At 60.8% G+C, this 22,639-nt stretch carries 12 protein-coding genes and 4 pseudogenes; 5 read left to right on the top strand and 11 right to left on the bottom strand.

The features are described from left to right. Positions 1–92 precede the first annotated feature (92 nt). Together SSPSH_RS00085 and SSPSH_RS00080 are read right to left on the bottom strand one after the other, a co-directional pair. On the bottom strand, positions 93–1,706 hold the full coding sequence (locus tag SSPSH_RS00085) for a BCCT family transporter (protein WP_006913406.1): 1,614 nt from the start codon (positions 1,704–1,706) through the stop codon (positions 93–95). Positions 1,707–2,156: 450 nt separating this feature from the next. Then, positions 2,157–2,663, bottom strand: a pseudogene (locus SSPSH_RS00080) (SDR family NAD(P)-dependent oxidoreductase); the annotation flags it as partial. A 54-nt stretch (positions 2,664–2,717) separates the two neighbouring features. Here SSPSH_RS00080 and SSPSH_RS00075 point away from each other — a divergent pair. Beyond that, complete coding sequence (locus SSPSH_RS00075) at positions 2,718–3,629, top strand: AraC family transcriptional regulator (RefSeq protein WP_006913408.1); 912 nt, start codon at positions 2,718–2,720, stop codon at positions 3,627–3,629. Between the two features lie 342 nt (positions 3,630–3,971). Here the strand turns inward: SSPSH_RS00075 and SSPSH_RS00070 are convergent, their stop codons facing one another. From SSPSH_RS00070 to SSPSH_RS19785, 4 genes and pseudogenes are all read right to left on the bottom strand, one after another. After that, positions 3,972–4,766, bottom strand: coding sequence for an alpha/beta hydrolase (locus tag SSPSH_RS00070; protein ID WP_006913409.1), 795 nt, complete (start codon positions 4,764–4,766; stop codon positions 3,972–3,974). Beyond that, complete coding sequence (locus SSPSH_RS00065) at positions 4,763–6,145, bottom strand: flavin-containing monooxygenase (protein WP_006913410.1); 1,383 nt, start codon at positions 6,143–6,145, stop codon at positions 4,763–4,765. Before SSPSH_RS00065 ends, SSPSH_RS00070 begins: the two co-directional genes overlap by 4 nt. Before the next feature lie 629 nt (positions 6,146–6,774). Next, positions 6,775–6,924: a hypothetical protein gene (locus SSPSH_RS19330; RefSeq protein WP_244263477.1), complete on the bottom strand. Its 150-nt coding sequence runs from the start codon at positions 6,922–6,924 to the stop codon at positions 6,775–6,777. Positions 6,925–7,126: 202 nt separating this feature from the next. After that, positions 7,127–7,405 (bottom strand): annotated as a pseudogene (locus SSPSH_RS19785) (M48 family metalloprotease); the annotation flags it as partial. A 292-nt stretch (positions 7,406–7,697) separates the two neighbouring features. Here SSPSH_RS19785 and SSPSH_RS19780 point away from each other — a divergent pair. After that, positions 7,698–9,790, top strand: a pseudogene (locus SSPSH_RS19780) (TonB-dependent siderophore receptor). A 49-nt stretch (positions 9,791–9,839) separates the two neighbouring features. On the opposite strand, the gene SSPSH_RS00045 reads toward SSPSH_RS19780, so the two are convergent. From SSPSH_RS00045 to SSPSH_RS00030, 4 genes are all read right to left on the bottom strand, one after another. Then, positions 9,840–12,185: a putative bifunctional diguanylate cyclase/phosphodiesterase gene (locus tag SSPSH_RS00045; protein WP_006913412.1), complete on the bottom strand. Its 2,346-nt coding sequence runs from the start codon at positions 12,183–12,185 to the stop codon at positions 9,840–9,842. Between the two features lie 695 nt (positions 12,186–12,880). Beyond that, a complete protein-coding gene (locus SSPSH_RS00040) occupies positions 12,881–13,927 on the bottom strand; it encodes a cytochrome-c peroxidase (protein WP_006913413.1) in 1,047 nt (348 codons plus the stop codon). A 301-nt stretch (positions 13,928–14,228) separates the two neighbouring features. Next, entirely contained in the window at positions 14,229–15,575 is a 1,347-nt protein-coding gene (locus SSPSH_RS00035; protein WP_006913414.1) for a PQQ-dependent sugar dehydrogenase, read from the bottom strand. Beyond that, positions 15,572–15,997, bottom strand: a complete 426-nt coding sequence (locus SSPSH_RS00030) for a DUF2231 domain-containing protein (protein ID WP_006913415.1) — start codon at positions 15,995–15,997, stop codon at positions 15,572–15,574. The genes SSPSH_RS00035 and SSPSH_RS00030 overlap by 4 nt, the downstream gene beginning before the upstream one ends. Before the next feature lie 439 nt (positions 15,998–16,436). Between SSPSH_RS00030 and SSPSH_RS00020 the strand changes: the two genes are divergently transcribed. The 3 genes from SSPSH_RS00020 to SSPSH_RS00010 all read left to right on the top strand — a co-directional run bounded on the left by SSPSH_RS00020 (position 16,437) and on the right by SSPSH_RS00010 (position 21,761). Beyond that, positions 16,437–17,930: a DUF2252 domain-containing protein gene (locus SSPSH_RS00020; RefSeq protein ID WP_006913417.1), complete on the top strand. Its 1,494-nt coding sequence runs from the start codon at positions 16,437–16,439 to the stop codon at positions 17,928–17,930. Positions 17,931–18,290: 360 nt separating this feature from the next. Then, the gene (locus tag SSPSH_RS00015) at positions 18,291–20,756 is read left to right on the top strand and encodes an EAL domain-containing protein (RefSeq protein ID WP_006913418.1); all 2,466 of its coding nucleotides are present in this window, start codon (positions 18,291–18,293) and stop codon (positions 20,754–20,756) included. Positions 20,757–20,846: 90 nt separating this feature from the next. After that, on the top strand, positions 20,847–21,761 hold the full coding sequence (locus tag SSPSH_RS00010) for an AEC family transporter (protein WP_006913419.1): 915 nt from the start codon (positions 20,847–20,849) through the stop codon (positions 21,759–21,761). A gap of 87 nt (positions 21,762–21,848) precedes the next feature. Here the strand turns inward: SSPSH_RS00010 and SSPSH_RS19775 are convergent. Beyond that, positions 21,849–22,372 (bottom strand): annotated as a pseudogene (locus tag SSPSH_RS19775) (GGDEF domain-containing protein). Between the last annotated feature and the right edge of the window lie 267 nt (positions 22,373–22,639).

Raw genomic sequence — 22,639 nt, 5'->3', positions numbered from 1 at the left:
CATAGTTCGAACGGTGACAGAGCTACAAACTAAAACGGGGCAGATGCGCTAAGCACCTGCCCCGTTTTTCATTTCACCTTGGCGTGCAAGCTTCAGCCGGTCGCCGTTTCCGCGTCCTTGAGCTTGAGCAGCTTGTACTCGTGGTTGAGGCCTTTGAGTACGGAATAGCACATGAGCAACAGGATGAGCGTGAAGGGCAGGCCGGTGGTGACGGCGGCGGACTGGAGCGCGCTGAGTGCGTCGGAGCCGCCGACCACCAGCAGCGCCGCGGCGATGAAGCCTTCGGCGGCGCACCAGAAGACGCGCTGCGAGGTGGGGGCTTCGGTCTTGCCGCCGGCGGTGATCGTGTCGATGACCAGCGAGCCCGAGTCGGACGATGTCACGAAGAACACCAGGACCAGTACGATCGCGAGAAACGAGGTGATGCTGGTGAGCGGCAGGTTCTCGAGCATGCGGAACAGGGTGAGCGACGAATCCTGAATACCGCCGGCCAGCGAACCGACGCCGTTCAAGGCCTGGTCCACGCCGACGCCGCCGAATGCGCTCATCCAGATGCCGGTGACCACGGTAGGCACGATGAGAACTGCGGTGAGGAATTCCCGCACGGTACGGCCACGTGAGACGCGGGCGATGAACATGCCCACGAACGGCGACCAGGAAATCCACCAGGCCCAGTAGAAGATGGTCCAGGAGTGGTAGAAGGTTTCGTCGTTACGGCCGAACGGGTTACTCAGCGGCAGCAGATACTCGCCATAGCCGGTATAAGTGGTCAGCAGGTTGCCCGCGAATGCGACGATCGAACCCGCGACAATGACGAACAGCAACAACAGACCTGCCAGGCCCATGTTGATATTGCTGAGCAGTTTGACGCCGCCGTCGATACCGCGGATGACCGACACCAGCGCGACTGCGGTCACGCCGGCGACAATGCCGATCTGAAGCGGCAGGTTGGACGGAATATCGAACAGGAACTCGATGCCGCCTGCCGCCTGTTGGGCGCCGAAGCCAAGCGAGGTGGCCAGCCCGAAGATGGTGGCCACAACGGCCAACGTATCGATGACGTCGCCCAAAGTGCCCCAGACGCGCTCGCCGAACAGCGGGTAGAAGGTCGAGCGGATCGACAGCGGCATACCCTTGTTGTAGGCGAAGAATGCGAGCGAAAGTGCGACCACGCCGTAGATGGCCCACGGATGCAGCGCCCAGTGGTACATCACCGCGCCCATGGCCGCGGTCTTGGAGGCCTCGTCGCCGCCTGGTGTATTAAGCGGCGTGCCGGACCATTCCGTGAAATAGCCCACCGGCTCGGCCACGCTCCAGAACATGAGCCCGATGCCCATACCGGCCGCGAAGAGCATGGCAAACCAGGATAGACGCGAAAACGAGGGCACCGCATCTTCGCCGCCCAGGCGAATGCGGCCATGGGGGAGAAAGATCAGGGCGAGGCTGAACAGGACGAATACGTTGCCGGCACTGAGAAACAGCCAGTCAAAGCTGTTGATGACCCAGGTCTTTGCGCCGGATAAGCCGCTTTTGGCAATATCGGGGTAGAGCATCGAGCCGATCACGAAGATCAGTATCAGCACGGCACTCCAGATGAAGACAGGATTGTGTAGCTCCAGCCCCCACGGGTGGATATTGTCTTCGCCCACCTCGTAATCAAAATCGTAGCGCTCTTCGAGTTCGTCGACCCGTTTGCCCGTATCCATTGGCACCCCCGTAAAAATAAATGGCCGCGCCGGCACCGATCCACACGCCTGCGGCATGGGCTCAAGATGCGGTTATCGCGGGTATTAGCCTATTAGAGCCTATGGCCAAGGCGTTGCGGTGTCAAAACAGGCGCTCGGGGTGCGTACGGATGCGAGGGTTAGATCTTGCACGGTGCATAGCCCGGTCAAACTCAATTCGAGATCGCAACGGAAGGAGAGCTACGGCCCGTCCGTTACGTCTCGAATTCGCTGGCGTGTACCGGCACCGCACGCGTTATGGCCAGGGAGCGACCTACGAAGACGATGGGGGTCGTCTCCCGTTTCTGGCCGTGCTCGCCGAGGTCGCTGGTCGGGTAAATGGCTGGTACACGCCTGCTGCGAGTGATGCCGGCTTTGTTCGATACCTGCTGTCTCTTGAGATAGCGATAAGCGTGGCGAGACGACCCGTCGTCAGGCCCACAAGCCCGCCTCCTGTGCCCATTCGATAGCATCGGCACCGGCCGGAATACGTATCGGCGCGGTCGGGTCGGTCGCAGCACGCCACACCGCTTCGGCCACATCCGCGGCATTTGTCACCGGGCCGGATTCGTCGGTCATTTGCGTCACCGTCTGCTGGATCATGTCGGCGTAGTCCGCATTGTCCAGGCCGGCGCGCTTCGCGTTAGCGCTGAAACGCGTCTTTAGCGAACGGTCGGGCAACACAATGCGCACGTTGATGCCGAACGGTGCCAGCTCAATCGCCAGGGAGGCCGTGAACGCATTTACTGCCGCCTTGCTGGCCGTATACATCGAGACCAGCGGCAGCGCCTTGAACGTTACGCTCGACGTGATGTTGACGATGGTGCCGGCGCCCTGGGCCCTAAATTGCGGCAGTACGGCCTGCGTCATCGCCATCGTGCCGAGGGTATTCGTCTCGAACAGTGTTCGCGCCAGGTCTGGCTCGGTTAGCTCGAATGGTTGGATGAACTCGCTACAATAGAAAGTCCTTATTTCATTCGCGAGAGTCCGGCCTTGATCGATCCGCTGGCCGAGGTTGTTTCGCTTTTGCAGCCCAGCATGCGGTTCTCCAAGCTGATCGTCGGCGCGGGGCCTTGGCGCGTGCATCGTAGCGACCCCGGCGATCTGTTCTATTGCGTGGTGTTGGAAGGCGAGTGCTTGAACTCGCCCGGCGCCGGTGAACCGATCCGTCTCACGGCCGGCGATTTTCTGCTGGCGCCGATGGCGCGGCATATCGTGGCGTCGAGCCAGCCGCCACCCCCAGCTGATGTCGAGGACCTGCCGGTGGCACTCGGCGGCGGCGCGTTCCGGCTCGGGGCGGCGGATGCAGCGCCCGATGTGCGCATGCTGATCGGCCATTGCCATTTCGAATCGCCCGACGCGGCATTGCTGATTTCGCTGTTGCCGCAACGCGTGCATGTGCGTGGTCAGCAGCGGCTAGCGATGTTGGTCGAACTCCTCGGGGAGGAATCCCGTGCCGATCGGCCGGCGCGCGACATGGTGCTCTCGCGGCTGCTTGAGGTGCTGATGATCGAAGCCCTGCGTGCCAGCGGCGAAACGGCCGCCTCGTCTGGTCTGGTACGCGGGCTGGCGGATAGTCGCCTGGCCAGTGCCATACGCGCCATGCACGCCGAGCCGACGCGCGCATGGACAGTCGCCGAACTGGCGAGTCAGGCTGCGATGTCCCGTTCGGCTTTCTTCGAGCGATTCAATCGAACGGTCGGCCTTGCGCCGATGGCGTATCTGCTGGCGTGGCGCATGGCCTTGGCCAAGCGGCTGCTGAGAGACGAGCAGAGCCGTATTACGGATGTTGCCGAGCGCGTCGGCTACAGTTCGGCCAGCACCTTCAGCGTTGCCTTCACGCGCCACGTCGGCATGCCACCCACTAGATATGCGCACGACAGCACATCGGTATCAATTTCTTGAATGAGTATTGGCGGGCGGGCCTGCGGGTGTACGTACGCCGATGGCATCACTCGATTGAAAGACAGTGACGGCCAGACCTTGCGTTGTGCCTCAAGAGTCGAAGCCTTGCCATTGGAGGCGGGCAGCTGGCTACTCGGCCCAACGACTCGCACTTTGCCGCTAAGCCGCCACGGTAGGCGTTGCACGAGTTGATCGGCATCGGTCGACTGACCGATGCCATGAAGAATAGGAAGCAGACCAGCTTTTCTCGGCGTTAGTCTGTGGGCTCGCCGACTTGAGTGATTTAAAACATGGCTGGTTCCCAATGCGCGCGGCGGCGCCCTCGATCTGTCGGCCTGGCGCCTAGGCGTCAGGTCTCGGATTGAAAGACGGGTCGGCCAGCCAGTCGAGGCTGTCGGCGGCGATCTGTTCCCAGCCGGGCTCGCCGATTATCCAGTGGGCATGATCGGGATAGGCGCGATAATCGCAGCGTCGACCATAGCGTTGGGCGTTGGCGGCACACACCCCGGCCGGCACGATCCGGTCGGCGTCGCCGGCCAGGCTCAGCAGCGGGATATCGTTGGCCTGAAAGTCGATGGTAGCCGGCCCATTGGGCATGGCGGCGGCGAATACGATCTCCGATGCGGCCCGTCCCGACTCCCAAAGTAGTTGTCGGGTTTGTTGTGCGGCTTCGGTCTCCGGCAAACGGTTGAAGAGCAGGTAGCGGGCCTCCCAGGCGGTCAGCCGATTGGCTTTTTTCCAGAAGCCCGGCGTGCTGAATATGCGTGCGGTGCCCGGCAGCATGATGGGGCGCATCGGAAACACACAGCGCGGACAGGCGCTGCAAAGGAGTACGGCCGCGCGGGCGTGGCCCTGAGCGGTCAGCATCTGGGCGAGCAGGCCGCCCATCGAATGGCCCACCAGTATCGGCGTGGAATCCAGCGTGTTGATGAAAGCCACCAAGTCGGCGTAGTAGTCGCCCAGGCCCGTCGTGCCCAGCGCCTGGTCGGGCTTGTCACCGGGGGCGATGTCGTGATGACGCAGCGTGGGCGTATGCACGGTATAGCCGCGCGCTGTGTAGGCGGAGCGGAAGTTGTCCCATACCTGCGGGCTGCTCCACATACCGTGGATCATCACCACCGGGTGCTGCGTGCTCATGCGCTGTTCTTCATATCAACGCGGGGCGGCGGGACATAGCGAAAGCCCTTACGATCGGGCGGCGCCTTGCCCATATCCACCCCAGCGCTGCGCAGTTCATCTGACAGCTCCTTGCGGAATTTGTGGTAGTCGACCTCGACTGCGTGTCGGGCCCCGCCTTCGAAATTGACATGCGGATTGTCAATTTCGTGTTGGATCGCAGCCTGCATATCGGCCGGCCGCTGGTAGTTGCCACGGATTTCTTCGCAGGCCAGCCGTGCCTGAAAATCCGACATCGGCCAGATACAGCCGATCGGCTGGAACAGGCCAATGAAATACAGCTTGTCGTAGTCGGCATGCATCATCTTGCGATACAGCGGCACCTTGCGCGCATGTTCGAAATCGATGAACGAGCGGTCGAAGAAGGGAAAGATCGTGCGATAGCCGGTGGCCGCGATTACGATATCGAATGCCTCGCGGGTGCCATCGGCGAACACCACGCTGTCGCCGTCGAAACGCTCGACCGCCGGGCGCGCCGAAATGCGCCCGTGGCGAATGAAATAGAACAGTTCGCTGTTGAGCGTCGGATGGTGCGCCAGCGGGTCGCTCTTGGGTTCGGGCAGGCCATAGTTGTTGTTGCGGCCTTGTAGCAGCAACAGTGTCCATTTGAACATCTTCTGCTGCAGTTTGACCGGTAGCCTGCGCATCTTGGCGACCAGTAGATCGCCGGGCAGGCCCATGATGAACTTGGGAAAGAACCACTGGCCGCTGCGTACGCTCAGGCAGGTCTTGGCGGATATGCGTCCAGTCTCCACGGCCACATCGCAGGCGGAATTGCCGGCGCCGATCACCAGCACCCGCTTGTCGCGAAAGCTCTCGTCAAGACGCTTGAACTGGTGTGAGTGCATCAGCCGGCCGTCGAAGGTGCCGGGGTATTCCGGCATGTTCGGCGCCCAGTGGTGGCCGTTGGCGACCATGAGGTATTTGTAGACCTCGCTGTGGGGGGCGCCCTCGGCGTCGCTGTAATCGATCTGCCAGAGCCCGTCGTCGCGTCGCTGCACGTGGCTGATGTAGTGCCGGAAGCGGATATGCGGGGTCACGCCGAAATGATCGGCGTAGTCGGCGAAATACCGTTGCAGTTGTCGATGCGACGGATAATCCGGGTAGTCCGCGGGCATCGGAAAGTCTTCGTATTGTGACCAGGTCTTGGAACTGATGATGTGGCTGGCCTCGTACACACTCGAGTGCCCTTCGTCCTCGCTGAAGAGCCAGTTGCCACCGACCGCGCTGTTCTGGTCGAAGATTACAAAATCCAGCCCGGTCTGTTTGCAGTTCTTGCCCGCGGCGATACCGGACGGCCCGGCGCCGATGATCGCAACTTGCCCTATCTCCTCGGTCATGGCTGCTCCTTTTTATTGATCGCGTTCAGACGCGATTGCTTTTAAGTCGAGCGGTGCTGCTTTGGCGCGTATTTCGATAATAGCTTTAGCGGCGCAGGACCCGTTCCAGCTAGCCTGTCGGTAGCCGCCGCGGTTGTCCAGTACGCGGGTCGGCATGGCGTCCGATGGACAATAGAAGCCAGACTACATGTGCTTTGCGCCAGTCCGTAGGCTCGTCCATTTGAGCGATTGAAAACATGGTCTCTCCCCAATGCCCGCGCGGCATCTTCAACATACGAGGGCTTGCAGTGTGTATAGCCCGTGGCGAATTCGACGTTTAGCTGCGCCGGAGTGGGCTCTGCAGAGGCGGAAGATCCATCGCCCGAGCATAGTTGCGTCGAGGCCGCGATTTGAATCACGACTGTCTGCTTCGACGCGTGCGTATCGAGTACCGCCCTATTGCAGGGCAGAATTGTTGTAGTGAACCGTTCAGCCAAGCGCTTGTGGTGAAGACCCTCTGGCGCGGTGCTCGCGCGTCGGCGCTTGCAGTCAGGTTATGACGTGCCGCCTGTTGCGGCGATCCGTTGTTCATATACCGCCAGGCGACCGGTCACGAGTTACGCCTATTCGTCGACGCCGGTGGTCGCGGTTCATCGAATGCTTTTGTCGTTTTCAGCGGCGAGCGTATCGAGTACGACGCCCGAGGCCCGGCCCTGAATCGCCGCGGTGAAACGTTCGGCGAAGCGTTCGTGCGTAAGGCGGCCGGCTGCGGTGCGTAACGGGCCAAACTTCAGCACCACGTGCTGCGAACGCGGAAGGCACTGCGCGGCGCCGAGAGTGATACGCCGACAGCGCGGTAGCGGTGCCTGTTCGATTCTGGCCGGCGACGACCGCCTGCTGCGCCACATCCTGACTGGCGGCTGCACGCAGGATGGTCGCGGCGGCAATCGACGCCGAGCTTGCATCGGCGGCGGCCCGGTCGGCGCGGTATTCCGCCGTGCGCCGATCCCGAGCTACGGCGCGATCCAGCGCCGCCATCACACTTTCGGTAATACAGAACACCGGTTGCGTGAGCAGGCCGTTCAGCTGGGCGCGGGCCGCAGTGTGTTGAAGCGCATCATAGCTGTGGGCGATGGCGCGTTGTTCGGCGCCGAGCGCCCGGGCCTGTTCGATGTCGGCGTTGGCGACATGCGATAGCTCGTGCGCAATCAGCGCCGTGCATTCGGCTTCATCGACATGCGCGAGCGTGAGCAGGGGCAGATGCAAGGTGCAGCCGTGCACATCGGTGCCGGCGGGCTGGAGGCGTACCGGCTTGATTGCCCTAGTCGGACTGAGAGCAGCGATGCGAAAACATATGCACGGTAATGCGAATAGTTCGCATTAGTATTGCAATCGAGAAATCCGCTACCTATAGTTCACGACACCATCGAGCCTTGGGGGCACGCGTGCTCGATGCAGAGTCAGGGAGCCTTGCGAAAGGACATGCCTCGGCGCGTCGTGTGTAGACCGCCACTGACCGCTGCTCGCTCATCCCCCGGTTAAACGAGATTTCGAACCATGGAGGATGTCTGGTATGGCTGAAGATAAGACGGCGCTCAAGTCGTTATGGGCGCGCTGGCCGCGAAGCACGACTGCGCTTATTTATGGCACGGCGCTGATTGCCGTGCCCATGAGCGGGCATGCCCAGCCGGCGAACGATAAGAACGACAGCGATCAGTCGATGTATCGGCTCGCGCCCGTCATTGTCAACGCGCAAGCAGCGCCGGACGACAACTCGGCGACTACTGTGGCGCGCGAGCTCTGGATGGGGGGGCAAGGTCGCCACCAGCATTCTCGACACTCCTGCGTCTGTGTCCGTCATCACGGAAAAGGAAATCGAGCAGCGCGACGCCGACACCACCGAAGAGATTCTTCAATATACGCCGGGCGTCATCACCGACTACTACGGCACCGATGACCGCAACGACTATTTCAAGATTCGCGGTTTTCAGGCCACAACCTACCGTGACGGCCTGACGCTGGGCTCGATGCGAGGCGTTCGAGAGGAGCCTTATGCGTATGAGCGCGTCGAGGTGCTACGTGGCGCGAACTCGACCCTGTTCGGCCCGGCCGACCCCGGCGGTTCGGTAAATTTCGTGAGCAAACGACCGAAGTTCGAGCGCTTCGGCGAAGGCTATTTGTCGTATGGCTCGTCTCACCATGTCGAGGCCGGTGTCGATGTGGGCGACACGCTGGATGAAGACGAGACGCTGGCCTATCGCTTCGTCGGCAAATTCAAGGACAGCGAGCGCGAATACGATTACTCCAGAGACGACGATCAGTTCGTTCTGGGCGGGCTCACATGGGAGCCCACGGCCTATACGGCAGCGACCCTGATCTTCGACTACCTGGACCAGGACAACACCCCCAATAGCGGAGGCTATCCGCTCGACCGGGAATACGATCGCAGCGACTTCTTCGGTGAGCCCGATTTCAATTATCACGATGTCGAGCGCACCAGTATCACCGGCCTGCTGACACACGATTTCGATAACGGTCTGACCCTGCAGCGAACACACGCTATAGCGATCTGACCGATGACTTCGGTTACGTGTACCTGACGGATTCGCCCGCCCGAGCCGGTACGGTGGTGGATCGCGATTATTTCGGCACCGACAGCGAAGCCCAGGAACTGATCGGCAACGCGATTCTGCAATACGACATGAGTTTCGATCACATCGATAGCAGTACGCTGGCGGGTGTCGAGTACCGGGACGCGTCGAGCGATGACAGCTCCTTTTACGGCGATGCTGCCCCGATCGATATCGCCAACCCGGACTACAGTGGGGCGCCGAGCAGTTTGAATGTCTACATGGGTAATGACCAGGATTACGAGACCAAGTCGGTTTTCCTGACCCAGAACCTGTCCTTCTACGATCGATTCGTCGTGACCGCCGGTGTACGCAACGACTCGCTGGATCTGTCCAGCACGGACATAACAGGCGTTACCGAGTCCGACGACTTTTCCGAAACCTCGGTCCGGGGTGCGCTGACCTATATCGTCAACGACGAAATTTCGACCTATATCAGCCAGGTCGAATCGGTCGCGCCGCCGTCGATCGGGGTGAAGCCCGAACGCGGCGAGCAGTATACGCGCCGGCCGGCATGAACGCGCTGTTCTCTGCCGCGATCTACGATCTCAACAAGGAAGACGTCACCATCGCCGTCGTTCAGGACAACGGCACGATCGAGCGCGAAACCATCGGGGAATCCCGCGTGCGTGGTCTGGATCTCGAAGCCAAGGCCGAGTTGACCCCCAATCTGAGCCTGACCGGCGGTTACTCGTATCTCGATTCGGAAGTGGTCCGCGGCACGCTCCGCGACGGCACATCACTCGAAGGCAAGGAATTCACCGTGGCGCCGGAACATACCGCGTCGCTGTGGACCTATTACAGTTTTCCGAGCCTGGACATGAGCGTCGGTCTGGGCGCTCGTTATATCGGCTCCTACTACTTCGACGCCGACAACACGTCGGAAAGCGATGCGGCCACGTTGTTCGACGCCGCGTTCACCTACGCCATCGCCGAAGGAATCGACTTGGGGGTCAACGTCCGCAACCTGCTTGACGAACAGCACGTAGTCGGCTCCGGCACTTCGAATTACTACTGCTTCGCTGCCAGAGGTTAGGGCCTGGATAGCTTGTGAAATAACGCTCAGCGCTGGATTGGGGCTTGCGTCATACGTCAAGTGAGGAGCGTCGATACAGGCGGCGCCGATCTGTGGCGTTGTCGGCGAGGGCTTCCTCTTTGACGCCCACCAACTGGTTTGCCGGCGCGGGGCGCGCGAACAGAAAGCCCTGAAATTCGTGGCAGCCGATTTGGCGCAGATACGTTGCTTGTTCGGTTGTCTCGATGCCTTCTGCGGTAATTGTCATGCCGAGTCCGGCTGCAATATCGACGATGGCATGCACAATCACCTGGCTGTCCTGACGTTGCCCGAGGTCTTGCACGAACGAGCGGTCGATCTTGATTCGATCGAAAGGGAAAAGCCGCAGGTAGCTCAACGATGAATAGCCGGTGCCGAAATCGTCCAGTGCGACGCGGACGCCGAGCGCGCGTATCCGGCGCAATGTATCGAGGGCCACATGCGGATCTTTTACCAGCACGGTTTCGGTGACTTCGATCTCCAGCCGGTTGGGAGCAAGCCCGGTCTTTTTGAGCACCGAATTAATGTGGCCGTGGAGGTTGCCGTTGCTGAACTGCATCGGTGAGACGTTGACCGATATGCGCCGTTCCTTGTGCCAGCTTGTGGCTACGTGGCAGGCATGCTCGATGACCCAGTTGCCAATCGGCACGATCAGCCCGCTTTCTTCGGCCACGGGTATGAACTCGGCGGGTGAGATCATGCCGCGTTCGCTGTGTTGCCAACGGAGCAGCGCTTCGCAGCCGGTGATTGCGCCGCTTTTCGCGTCAATAACGGGTTGGTAATGCAGGATCATTTCGTCGCGGGCGAGTGCGGTGCGTAGACCCTGTACCAGCCGTTGTCGGACCTGAAGCTTGCGATCCATCGCGGGTGAGAAGAATCGGAACGTGCCACGGCCATCATTCTTGGCGCGGTAGAGTGCCGCATCCGCGCTGTTCAAGATGTCGGCGCTTGTCGCGCCGTCGGCGGGCGCAAACGCAACGCCAATACTTGCACCGACAACCACCGGTTCATTACCGGCGAACATGGGCTGGCTTGCCGCTTCGATCAGTTGACGGCACAGCGTTTCTACCGACGCCATCTCCAATCGCCATGTCTGAACGACGAACTCGTCGTCGCCGAGACGAGCTACGACATCCTTCGAGTCGATGCCCTCCTGCAGCCGCCGCGCAATTTCCACGAGCATTGCATCGCCGGTGGCGTGCCCGAACCCATCGTTAACCGCTTTGAACCCGTCGAGATCGATACTCAGCAGTGCGAAAGACCGGCCGCGGGCCAACGACCGGCGTAGCAAGATGCCAAACTTCGCACGATTGGGCAGGTCGGTGAGCGCGTCATGATGGGCCAGGTGTGCGGCGCGCGCCTGGGCGAGTCTTGCTTCGGTAATATCCGCCATCACGCCGCGATAACCGGCAAAACGGTTCTTGCGGTCGTAGAGTGGTCGGCCCGAGATCGAGAACCAGACGGTTTGCGAGGCAACCGACAGTGGGATGGCGATGTCGCGAAACGAGCGCCGCCGGGCGAGCTTGTCTTCCACTTGGGCCAGCACCTCGGCATTGCCCTCCACGGTTCGATCCGCGAGGATTTCGACGATTGTCTTTCCCGCCAGGGCCTGTTCGCCTAGGTCAATTGCTTCCGCAAAGCGTGGTGAAGGCTCGACAATATGTAGCGTGGCGGCGGTTTGCCAGAGCCAGTCGCTCGACTGGTTCTCGTGCTCTTTCAAGAGCAGGCCGATCGTTTCGGTTTTCCTTTCCAGATCGAGTTTTTGAACGACGGATTCGCGGAATAGCGCTGAATGCTGACGGACGATATGCAGTGCCGCAGCGACGCCGCTGGCATATAGCGCAAGAAGCGCTGTGCGCTCCCAGTTCAGGCCGAGTAGCGCGGCAAATGCCGCGGTAAGGCTGAACTGGGTGAGCATGAATAAAACCGCGGTCGGGAAAACCGGCGCTTGTGCAAACGATGCCGACCAGAACGTACCGATGTAAAGCGCGATCATGTAAGCCAGCGAAAAGCCGTTTGCATTCAGCGTGACCCAGGCCGGAAAGCTGGTGAGCACGATCGCGTTGACCACACTCCATGCGATCAATGGCCGAATACTTCGGGCCGGCATCGGCGCGGGCGGTCGCTGGGTTGTACAGCGGGCGAAAAACACACGGATGGTGCACGTCGTAATGACGCTCACACCCCATACAAGCGCGACGATGCCCCAGTCCCGATAGAACAAAAGCGCCGTAACGATGGCAGGAACAAAAAAACTGGTGAGCGCCCGCTCGATATTCTGCTCGGCTGCGTGAATCTCGCGACCACGCACAATGTCGGCGTCCTGGGGCGTTAGCTGCACGGAATTGAATGCGGTAGCGGTTTGCGTCTCGGTCATGGCCGTTCCGGCGGGTAAGCACATTGCCTCCGCTGAGTTGATACGGCGTTGGCGTCCGCTGGTGGCACTCAACCCTCTAGTGGGCCTATTTCCTCAACGCGTTTTCGACGCCGCCTCAGCGCGGCGCGAAGTCGACGGGGTTCTATATAAGAGTCTTGGTGAAAATCGGCCCGGCCCGCCGGTTCTTTAACGATCGTTCGAGGCCATGCGTGCGATGTGGCACCGGGAGCCCGTCAGGACAGAACGCAGGCCGCGTTGCGGTGTAAAAGCGCGCGACCACTGGGTGGCGTTTGGGCGGCGTTCTGCCGAGGTGGCTCGCCGACACGAAAACATTCAGCTGCAATGAAAGGAGCGGCCTCTATCGAGCAGCTGCGATGTAGGGCGGCGGTCTTATCCGATCAAAACTGAGTGGTGGTTTTTCACGCCTGTTCTTTGGACAGGCCGCACTCCCGGCGCGGTTGTGCAAAGGGGCTACGAATTTTCCAGAACCCCTGATCTTTTGTAGATCATCGAAAAAAGAAAACCCGTTGAAGGGTGGGGTGAGCCGATACATGCGAAGGCGACCAAGCTAAAACCCGTTTAGCTTGGTCGCTTACTCGCGGGGCGCGAAGGTGCGCCGACCGGTCGTGGCCTGGCCGTCGATTCGCAGGAAGCCCTGTTTCACCGGATCCTGGGCGTGGCGTTAACTGGCGCGATTACTCAGGCCTCGGCGTATCCTGCGTGCTCGCCGGTAGTATGGGGACGGCCACTTCGGGTTGTTCGCCGGTTAACGTATGCAGGAACGCGGTGATAGCCGATACCTGCGAATCGTCGAGTTCGACACCGAGCTGGCTGCTGCCCATGATCGCCACGGCCTGTTCGAGATCCCAGACTTGGCCGCTATGAAAATACGGTGCGGTGCGCGCGATGTTGCGTAGCGGCCCGGCACGGAAGACGTATTCGTCGGTTGCGGTCTGGGTGACGGCGAAGCGGCCCTTATCGTCTTCGGGCAGAATATCGGCGCCTGGTCTCTCAACGACACCGAAAGGATAGTACGCCTGCCCGCCGACATTCATCCCGTTATGGCAGGCCGCGCAACCGGAACTCATGAACAGCGACAAGCCTTCCTGCTCTTCGGCGTCGAGGGTGTCTTCGCCGCGCAGGAACCGGTCGAAGCGCGCGTTCGGTGTAACCAGGGTGGTTTCGAACGCCTCGATAGCGCTCGCCATATGGTCGAAGCTCACTGGCGCATCGCTGTCGGGAAAAGCCTGGTCAAACGCATCCACGTATTCGGGCATGCTTTCCAGGGTTTGTTCTACGCGTTCCGGCGTATTGTTCATCTCGACGCTGGCCTGAACCGGGCCTTTGGCCTGGGCGGCGAGATCCTGGGCGCGCCCATCCCAAAACTGGGCGACGTTGAATACGGCGTTCAACACCGTGGGCGAATTGCGCGGACCCTTTTGCCAGCCGTGACCGATCGACGTTGGCACGTTGTCCGCGCCGCCGGTCCCGACGTTGTGACAACTGTTACAGCTGATGATCTGACTGCGCGACAGGCGGGGGTCGAAGAAGAGCTTTCGTCCCAGTTCGATCTGCGCTGACGTTATCTCTCCGTCTTCAATACGCGGATGCTGTGTCGGAATCGGATCGAACAGCCGGTTGGCGTCGCGGCGCAGCTGCTCGGTGTCTTCTGCCGCCCAAGCGCTGGCGCCGCTGGCCAGTAAGAGCGCCGTGCTGATCATGTGAGTATAAAAGCGGTACATGCCGATTCCTTTTTAGGAAGTACGTAATTTTTACGCTAGTGGCATGTGTGGGCGGTGTGTTTGATCTAAATCAAACCGAAGAGATGCTTCAGCGACGATCGAGCGTTAGTCGAGGCCAATAGCGGGGTTGGCGCGGGACATCGCGGTGAATATATATACCTGGCGGGCCAGACATCGCTCTATGCAGAGTGTCAAAGCCTGACTCAACGGGGCGGCAGGCAGATCGGCTTGCCGCGGTGAAACCCCATATCCCGGCCGAGGTGGCCGGGACATGGGCACGAAGCGGCAAAGGCCGCGACGGCTAGCTGTCGGCTGCCGGGTCGGATTCGGTAGAAGCAGGCCGTGGCTCTGCGGCATCACGCGTGATCCGCCAGATGGCGTTGGTCAGATCGTCGGCGACAATCACCGAACCGTCCGGGGTTATGCTTACACCGACAGGGCGGCCTCGGGTTTTGCTGTCCTCGGTGAGAAAGCCGGAGACGAAGTCAACCGGATCGCCGGCCGGCTGGCCGTTCTCGAAGGCAACGAACACCACTTTATAGCCGACGGGATCACCGCGATTCCAGCTGCCATGCTCGCCCACGAACACGCCGTTCGTGAACTCGCCGCCGACCTGATCGTTCGAGAAGGCGATGCCAAGCGGGGCGTGATGTGAGCCGAGGCTGTAGTCGGGCGCAATCGCCGATTCCACCTTCTCCGGATTCCTGGGCCGCACACGCGGATCGACGTTCTGGCCCCAGTAGCTGTACGGCCAGCCATAGAAGGCGCCTTCGCGCACGGTGGTGAGGTAGTCGGGCACCAGGTTCGGGCCGAGTTCGTCGCGTTCGTTAACGACCGCCCAAAGCTGATCGGTGCCGGGCTGAATGGTCAGCGCTGTGGGGTTGCGCAGGCCGGTGGCATAGGCACGATGTGCGCCGGTTTCCGGGTCGATTTCCCATATCTCGGCGCGGTCGACTTCCGCTTCCATGCCGCGTTCGGTGATATTGCTGTTGGAGCCGATGCCGACATAGAGATGCTCGCCATCCGCGCTCGCGGTCATCGCCTTGGTCCAGTGATGATTGATCTCGGCAGGTAGCGGCGTGACCACGTCAGGCGCGCCGTCGGCCTGCGTCTGGCCTTCTTCGTAATCGAAGCGCACCAGGGCGTCCTGATTGGCCACGTAGAGATTGTTGTCGATCAGGGCGAGGCCGTAAGGTGCGTTGAGATTTTCGGCGAAGACCGTCTGTTGCTCATAGGTGCCGTCGCCATCGGCATCACGCAGCAGTGTGAGCCGATCGCCGCTTTTGACCGAGGTGGTGCCCCGCGATTTGATTACGCCGGCAATGAAGTCCTTCGGGCGTTTCTTGGGCGCCTTGCTGCCACCTTTGCCTTCGGCGACCAGAATATCGCCGTTCGGCAGCACCAGCGTCTGCCGCGGCACCTTCAGGTCGGTGGCAATCGCGGTGATCGTGTAGCCGTCGGGCACGGTGGGTTTTTCGCCGTCCCACGGTGCGGGCTCGGGAATCGTCATGTTCGGCAGCAGCCCGCGCTGCGGCTCCGGCAGGTTCGGGTTGGCGCCGAATTGCTGTTCGGCATCTGCCGCATGGGCGCCACTGGCAACCAGTGCTATCGAGACGGCGCTGGCGTAAAGAATGCTTTGTTTTTTCATGACCGGCCTCCGGCGCCGAGACGGGAAAAACCCAGCAGCGTTGCAACACATGCGAGCACCGCAACGATGACCGATAGCACAAGACCGGTCGGCATCATGGCCCAAACGTCTCGGGCATGAATCAGGGCGTTGACGAAACCGATCACCCACGTGACCAGCAGCACACCAAAGTAAATGGCATAGGGGGCGCGGTGCTCGGCACGGAACAGGCCGATCAGCGCGCACAGCATGGCAAAGCCCGTGAACACGAGCGCGCCGGCGATCAGCCAGGATGCGAAGGTGCTCCATTGGACGAGATAGGACGTGGCATAGGCGTAGTCGCTTAGCGCAGCGCCGAGAAATAGTGGGAAGCTTCCGGATAGAAGTAATCCGTGCAGCGGGTGAATCCCGCTGCGGTACGGTCGTGCAGCAGTCGTGGTCAAAGCAAACTCCTTTAGGGCATCGGGAGGCCAGCGAGGTTGCCGGCGCTCTCCCAACGCGGGATCTGTTCAAGTCAGTCTAGTCGCCGTGGCGAGCCGTGAATAAAGTATTTATACCGATCGCATGAACGGTGCCGAAGATGTAATCGCTCGTGTACAGGCCGCGCTCTGTCGCGCGTTGCCCCGTCGGCGACCGACGCCGACGCAGGCGTGCGAACGATCCAGGCCAGTGTGTTGATACGCGTTGGCGCCTGTTTTGGTTTCGGCGCGGGCTGTTGCCGAGCTGGCGTTGTGCGCTTGAACGGGGCGGCCCGATCGTTGCTTGGTATAACGAGGGCAACGAATTCTGTGCGGGCATGCGCCGGGCCAGCGAGTCGGGCATGCTGAACGTCTCAGTATTCATCGGCATTTCGAGCGCCATCCAATCAGGCGAGGGGTCGCTATGACGGAAGAATCGCAGCAAACGCACAAAGCGTTGTACGAGCAGGCACAGCAACAGGACATCGCAGGACGCTCGTCCATGAGCAAAGCCGAACTGGCCGCGGCCCTTGAACGGGAGTCTTTCGAGGATGGGCACCCCGTGGTGGCCACGCGTTTCGATGCGTTCCGGCGGCTGGCCGAGTCGGTGGCCGCCGGCGAGTTCGTACTGCGCCCGCGGATCCTGACCGGACACGATCGGCGTCGCCACGTGCGCCAATGTCTGCGTGAAGATCACGAAACGCGTATCGCGGATTCGTCGGAAGATGCGGCCATCAAGTTCGATGAGTTATCGGACTCGTTGTACTCGTTCTTTCGCGGCACCGCTTTGTTGTTCTATCGCGATATGGCGGGTGAAGACGCATGGATGCCGACCGTGCTCACGCTCGGCGATGTGCATCCTGAAAATTTCGGCGTGATGCCCAATGTCAACAACGTGCCGATTTTTTCGGTCAATGATTTTGACGAGGCGTATTACGCCCCGTTTACCTGGGACATCAAACGCGGCGCGGTGGGTTTCATGATCGCGGCAGGCGCCGAAGGCGAACTCAAGCGCAAACACCAGATCAAGATCGTGCGCCGTTTCGTTGAAGGCTATATCGAAGATATGCAGCGACTGGCCAAGGAAGGTACGGAACAGAACGAGGAAATGCGGTTCGACAACGCGCCGAAGCTCATTCGCAAGCTCTTCAAGGATGCCCACGAAGAGCGTGCCGAGTGGCTCATGGACGATTACCTGGACGAAACGAAAAGCGGTTTTCGGTCCACCGAAGAACTGGTGCCAATCTCGTCGCGGCGCGACGATTTCCAGGCGATCACCGATCGGCTGGTCAAGCAGAACGAGATCGAGGTGCCGCATCGTGCGACCGGTATGCGGGTCAAGGATGTCGCGATACGTCGCGGCCAGGGGACCGCCTCCCTCGGGCTCAATCGCTACTACGTGCTTATCGAAGGTCCGCAGGCCGATGGCTCCGACGATCTGATTATCGAGTACAAGCAGGCACGGCGTTCGGCGCTGGCGGGGTTGGTTCCCCCCTCGGCCTATGAGATGGACGAACGGGCGGCCCGCATCAGCCACGCCCAGACCGTACAGTTGGTACGTGGCGACGTTTTCTACGGCCATATCGAGTTCGATGGCCTGAGCTATATGTCGCGTGAGCGCGCGCCATTTCGCGACGATATCGATCTGGACGATCTCTCCAAGAGCGAATGGAAGGATTACGCCGGCATCTGCGGGCGTGTCTTGGCGCGCGTGCATGCGCTGTCCGACGAATCCGGCAAGATTGATTACGATATTGAGCCGGCCATCATGAATGCCATCGGCCCGCCGGATCTGTTCGCCCACGACATGGTCGAGTTCGCGATGGAAGCGGCTGATCGTGTACGTCGTGATCACGAGATGTTTCGTGCCGATCACGCGCTTGGGGCATTCAAGCAACTGGATATCGTGCATCGCTGATCTACGCGATGGCGGCCCGTCCGCGGTGATCGGTCGTGATAGCGCAATATCGCACCTGCTGGCTCCACGCGCGGCTGCGCTCGCGTGGCGCATTTCGCCCGGCTGAAGCGGTCACTGACGCGTCGGCTTTGATCCAGGACACGCACCGAACCCTCACGGTGCCGATAATACGCAGCTGAGTGACCTCACCAGGCCGGTATACGCGCGTGTGCCATTTCAGAAATTCGCACGCCGGCCGGTACTGGTAGTGCGGTCTGACGATGCGCGGCCGACGTATTGTTCAACCCACGGCGCTATGACTTATCACGCCTCGATTCAAACCCATTGACGATGAACCAAGACTTGCCCGTAGGACGCATCATGCAGACGGGGCTTCTGGCCTGCGACCGGTATACGCCGTTGGACGTTGCCGCCGCACGCATGGCCGAACGCCGTTGCAGTTCGATGCTGGTGATCGAAAACGGCGAAGCGGTGGGCATATGGACAGAGCATGATTGCCTGTATCTCGACTTCGCCGATCCGGGCGCTCTGCGCCAGCCGATTGGCGAACTCATGAGCGGGGCGATCGCCAAGATTGCTGAAGATACGCCGGTCAGCGAAGCCGTCATGCGCTTCACAGCCGAAAATCGCCATCATTTTCTGGTGGTCGGGGGCGACGGGGCGCCGCTGGGCGTACTGTCACGAAGCGATGCCGTACTCAATCAGGGTCTCGAAAGCTATTTACGGCTGCGCGAGGTGCATCATGCGATGTCCACCACACCGCTTGTTCTACCGGGCACGCTCACACTCAGCGAACTGGCGTCACGCATGCGTTTTAGCCAAAGCGATGCGGCCGTGATCACCCAGCCGGGTCAGCCGCTGGGCATCATCACCGAACGGGATCTCGTGCGCTTTGTTGCCGGCCATCCCGGGCAGGCCACGATAGGAGAACTGGCCACGCGGCCGTTATTGAGCGTCGGGCCGCACGACACGCTGATTCATGCGCGCGACTATCTGATAACACATCGCGTGCGTCATCTAGCGGTCGTCGACAAAGCCGAACAGGTCATCGGCTTGCTGGGCTTTCGCGAGATGCTCGATGGTAACGAGCAGTTTTATCTTGAGGACTTGCGTCAAGCGCTCGATCAACGCGATCGGGCCCTGTCGCAGTCGCGCTTTAATCTGGAGCTGGCGGAGCGGGTCATCGATGCCTCGCTCGAAGGCATCATCATCACCGATGCGCAAACTCAGATCGAATTCGTCAATCCGGCCTTTACTCATATGACCGGTTATCGCCCGGAAGAGGTGATCGGCTATACGCCCGCGGTGCTCTCGTCCGGGCGCCATGACGCAGACTTCTACGACCGTATGTGGCACTCGCTGCAGAACAACGGCTACTGGCGCGGTGAGATATGGAACCGGCGCAAGAACGGTCAGTTGTATCTCGAGCTGCTTACTATTACCGCCATCCGCGACGAGGCCGGCGAGACCACCAACTATGCGGCCTTGTTCAGCGACATCACCCATATCCGCGAAAACGAAGAGCAGGTCCGGCGTCTGGCGTACTACGACGCGTTGACGCGTCTGCCCAATCGCCGGCTGCTCGAGGATCGGATGTCGCTATCCATGCGCCATGCCCACCGGCAGCAGCGACGGCTGGCGGTCATCTTCATCGATCTGGATCACTTCAAACAGGTCAACGATTCGCTGGGCCATGCCATCGGGGACGAGCTGTTGCTGGAAGTCTCGCAGCGTCTGGCCGTGCACATGCGTGAGGACGATACGCTTGCCCGTCTGGGCGGCGACGAATTCATCGCGCTGTTGCCGGGTCTGGACGAGCCGGGCGAGGCCACACTCATCGCCGGGCGTTTGATCGGCGCCATCAGTACGCCGTTCAAGATCGATGGCCACGAATTCCGTGTGGGCTGCAGCCTCGGCATCAGTTTCTATCCGGACGACGCTGCAACCATCGACGATTTGATGCGCAATGCAGACGCCGCGATGTATCGCGCCAAGCAGGAAGGGCGTAATACCTACCGCCTGTTCAACTCGAAAACGCACGTCCAGGAGAACCATCACCTGGCGATGGAAAGCGCGCTGCGCGATACCGCGGAAACCGGCGACGGGCTCGATGTGCACTATCAACCCATCTTCGATACGCAAAGCGGCGAGCTACGCGGTGCCGAGGCGCTGCTACGCTGGTATAACCCGCATTTCGGCCACGTCGCGCCAGTGGATTTCATCCCGGTGGCGGAGCGTTCGGGCCTCATTCTGCCGCTCGGACGTCGCCTGATTCGTGCGGTCGCCGCTCAGCAGCAGCATTGGCTTGCAGCCGGTCGGCAGGTCGTACCGGTTGCCGTGAATCTGTCCGCAAAGCAGTTCTGGCAGAACGATCTGGCAACACGCCTGAAGACCATACTCTCCGAGCACGATCTGCCCGCGGGTCTGATCGATGTCGAACTGACCGAGAGTACGCTGCTCGACGAAAGCCAGGAGGCGACCGGCATACTGCAGGCATTGCGTGAACTGGGGTGCGGCGTGGCGATCGACGACTTCGGCACCGGTTACTCGTCGCTACGCTACTTGCAGGATCTGCCGGTCACCACGTTGAAGATCGATCGCAGCTTTATTGCGCGTATGCAGACCGCACACGGCAGCCGAGCAATCGTGGCCGCGATCAGCGGCCTGGCCCACGAACTCGGGTTGAAAGTGGTTGCCGAAGGGGTCGAGGAGGCATCGCAGCTTGCGGCGCTAAAACAATACCCGGTGCACTGCGTTCAGGGTTTTCATCTCGGCATGCCGGCGCCGGCCGATGTGTTCGCGCAGCAATGGCTGGGCGCAGAGTAAGCAGGCAAGCGACAACCGAATGGTGGCCTCGCGCTCGCGTGGCCTACAGACACGACGCGACACCAGCCGTTTTGAATTAGGCTACGCGCCATGCTCGCGATCCAGAATGCACTCGGCCCTTTGTTTGCACTGATTTTGTTCGGCGCTGTGCTGGGCCGGATCAACTATCCGGGCGGTGATTTCTGGCCACGCGCAGAGCGTTTCGTCTATTACGTATTCTTTCCGGCGCTGCTGGTGCATACGCTGGCCACGGCAGATGTCGCCGATGTGCCGCTGGTGCGGTTGGCGGTCGTGTGTCTTGGTGCGACTGTTGCCGTGGCGATCGGGTTATGGCTGACGCGATATCTCTTTGCAAGCGACGACGCCGCGTTCACCTCGGTATTTCAGGGGGCGCTGCGTTTCAATACCTATGTATCGATTGCCGGCGCCGGTGCGTTGCACGGGCAAGCGGGTGTTGCCACAGCGGCGGTGGTCATCGCCTTGCTCGTGCCCACGGTCAATCTGCTGAGCGTGGCCTGTTTCATCGGCGTGGGCGCGCTGGGTCGAACGAGTCTCGCGCGCAGCCTGTTCGAACTGCTGCGCAATCCGTTGATTCTGGCGTGCATCGTTGGCATCACGCTCAATGGTACCGGTATCGGCCTGCCGGGTTGGAGTGACCCGATACTGGCCCTGATCGGGCGCCCGGCATTGCCGCTGGGGCTCATTGCAGTCGGCGTTGCATTACGCCCCTGGCATCTGTTTCGAGGCGGGCGTGCCCTTTGGCTAACGAGCCTGGTCAAGCTCGCGGTCGTGCCGGCGATTGCAATGGTACTTGCGCTCGTATGCGGGCTGGATGCCGTGAGCCGCGATGTCACGCTGTTATTTACTGGCGTCTCCACGGCGACTTCGTCGTATATTCTCGCTCGTCAGCTCGGTGGCGACGCAGAACTCATGGCCGCTCTGATCACCGTACAGACTGCCCTTGCGATGCTGACGTTACCGCTTTGGCTCGTGCTGATTGGCTGAATTGTGCTGGCCGCGACGCTATCCGCTCAGCCTCGACGATAGTCTGTGCTCGGGCGGCAACCCGGGGCCGATAGGATGCAGACCGGTTCAGGCCGCGGGTGCGCGGACGGTGTTGCGGCCTGCGTCCTTGGCGCGATAGAGCGCGCGGTCGCTGAGCACCATCAGGTCATGAAACGATTGGCATGTCGGCGATAGCGTCGCGACGCCGGTGCTGATCGTGACATCAACCGTGTGATCGGCCGATACGGCAACCGGCTTTGTGCAACTTCGCGTCGCAGCCGATCGGCCAGATCGAGTGCTTCATCGAGGCCGACCTCCGGCAGCACGATCGCGAATTCTTCGCCGCCGATACGTCCGACCGTGTCGATATGGGCACGCGTGCTACGCGCGCAGCAAGCCGCGACCGCACAAATGACCTGGTCGCCGGCCACATGTCCCAGCGTATCGTTAACGCGTTTGAACCAAACGATATCGATCAGCAACAGCGCCAGTTCATGCTTGAGACGGCGCGCGCGAAGAAACTCATCTTCTCCGGCTTTCAATAGATGGCGACGGTTGTGAATACCGGTGAGCGAGTCGCTGGTGGCCAGCGTGTGTAGTTCCGCATTCATGCGTTCGAGCAGCGCGTTCTGCTCACGCAGCTTGGCATTGAGCGCCTGTAGCTCTTGTTCCTGGCGTTTCTTGATATCGAGGTTGAAGCTCACCCCGCAGAAGCGATGGCCGGGTTCGGCGCCTTCGCGGTCGAGGATCTTGCCGTAATTGGCATACCAGACCCAGACACCCGTTTTGGCCCGAATACGAAATTCGCTGTAGTAACGCTCGGTCTTGGCCTCGAGGTGGTCGGTAATGGGGAGTGCACCATTCGTTCTGTAAATTGG

The organism is Salinisphaera shabanensis E1L3A, from assembly GCF_000215955.2.
GTDB classification, from domain to species: Bacteria; Pseudomonadota; Gammaproteobacteria; order Nevskiales; family Salinisphaeraceae; genus Salinisphaera; species Salinisphaera shabanensis.
This window is presented reverse-complemented; position numbering and strand designations above follow the sequence as displayed.

Excerpts from the sequence above, each read along its gene's own strand:
- SSPSH_RS00085 (WP_006913406.1), bottom strand. The coding sequence starts at position 1,706 with ATGGATACGGGCAAACGGGTCGACGAACTCGAAGAGCGCTACGATTTT.
- SSPSH_RS00070 (WP_006913409.1), bottom strand. The coding sequence starts at position 4,766 with ATGAGCACGCAGCACCCGGTGGTGATGATCCACGGTATGTGGAGCAGC.
- SSPSH_RS00065 (WP_006913410.1), bottom strand. The coding sequence starts at position 6,145 with ATGACCGAGGAGATAGGGCAAGTTGCGATCATCGGCGCCGGGCCGTCC.
- SSPSH_RS00045 (WP_006913412.1), bottom strand. The coding sequence starts at position 12,185 with ATGACCGAGACGCAAACCGCTACCGCATTCAATTCCGTGCAGCTAACG.
- SSPSH_RS00040 (WP_006913413.1), bottom strand. The coding sequence starts at position 13,927 with ATGTACCGCTTTTATACTCACATGATCAGCACGGCGCTCTTACTGGCC.
- SSPSH_RS00035 (WP_006913414.1), bottom strand. The coding sequence starts at position 15,575 with ATGAAAAAACAAAGCATTCTTTACGCCAGCGCCGTCTCGATAGCACTG.
- SSPSH_RS00020 (WP_006913417.1), top strand. The coding sequence starts at position 16,437 with ATGACGGAAGAATCGCAGCAAACGCACAAAGCGTTGTACGAGCAGGCA.
- SSPSH_RS00015 (WP_006913418.1), top strand. The coding sequence starts at position 18,291 with ATGCAGACGGGGCTTCTGGCCTGCGACCGGTATACGCCGTTGGACGTT.
- SSPSH_RS00010 (WP_006913419.1), top strand. The coding sequence starts at position 20,847 with ATGCTCGCGATCCAGAATGCACTCGGCCCTTTGTTTGCACTGATTTTG.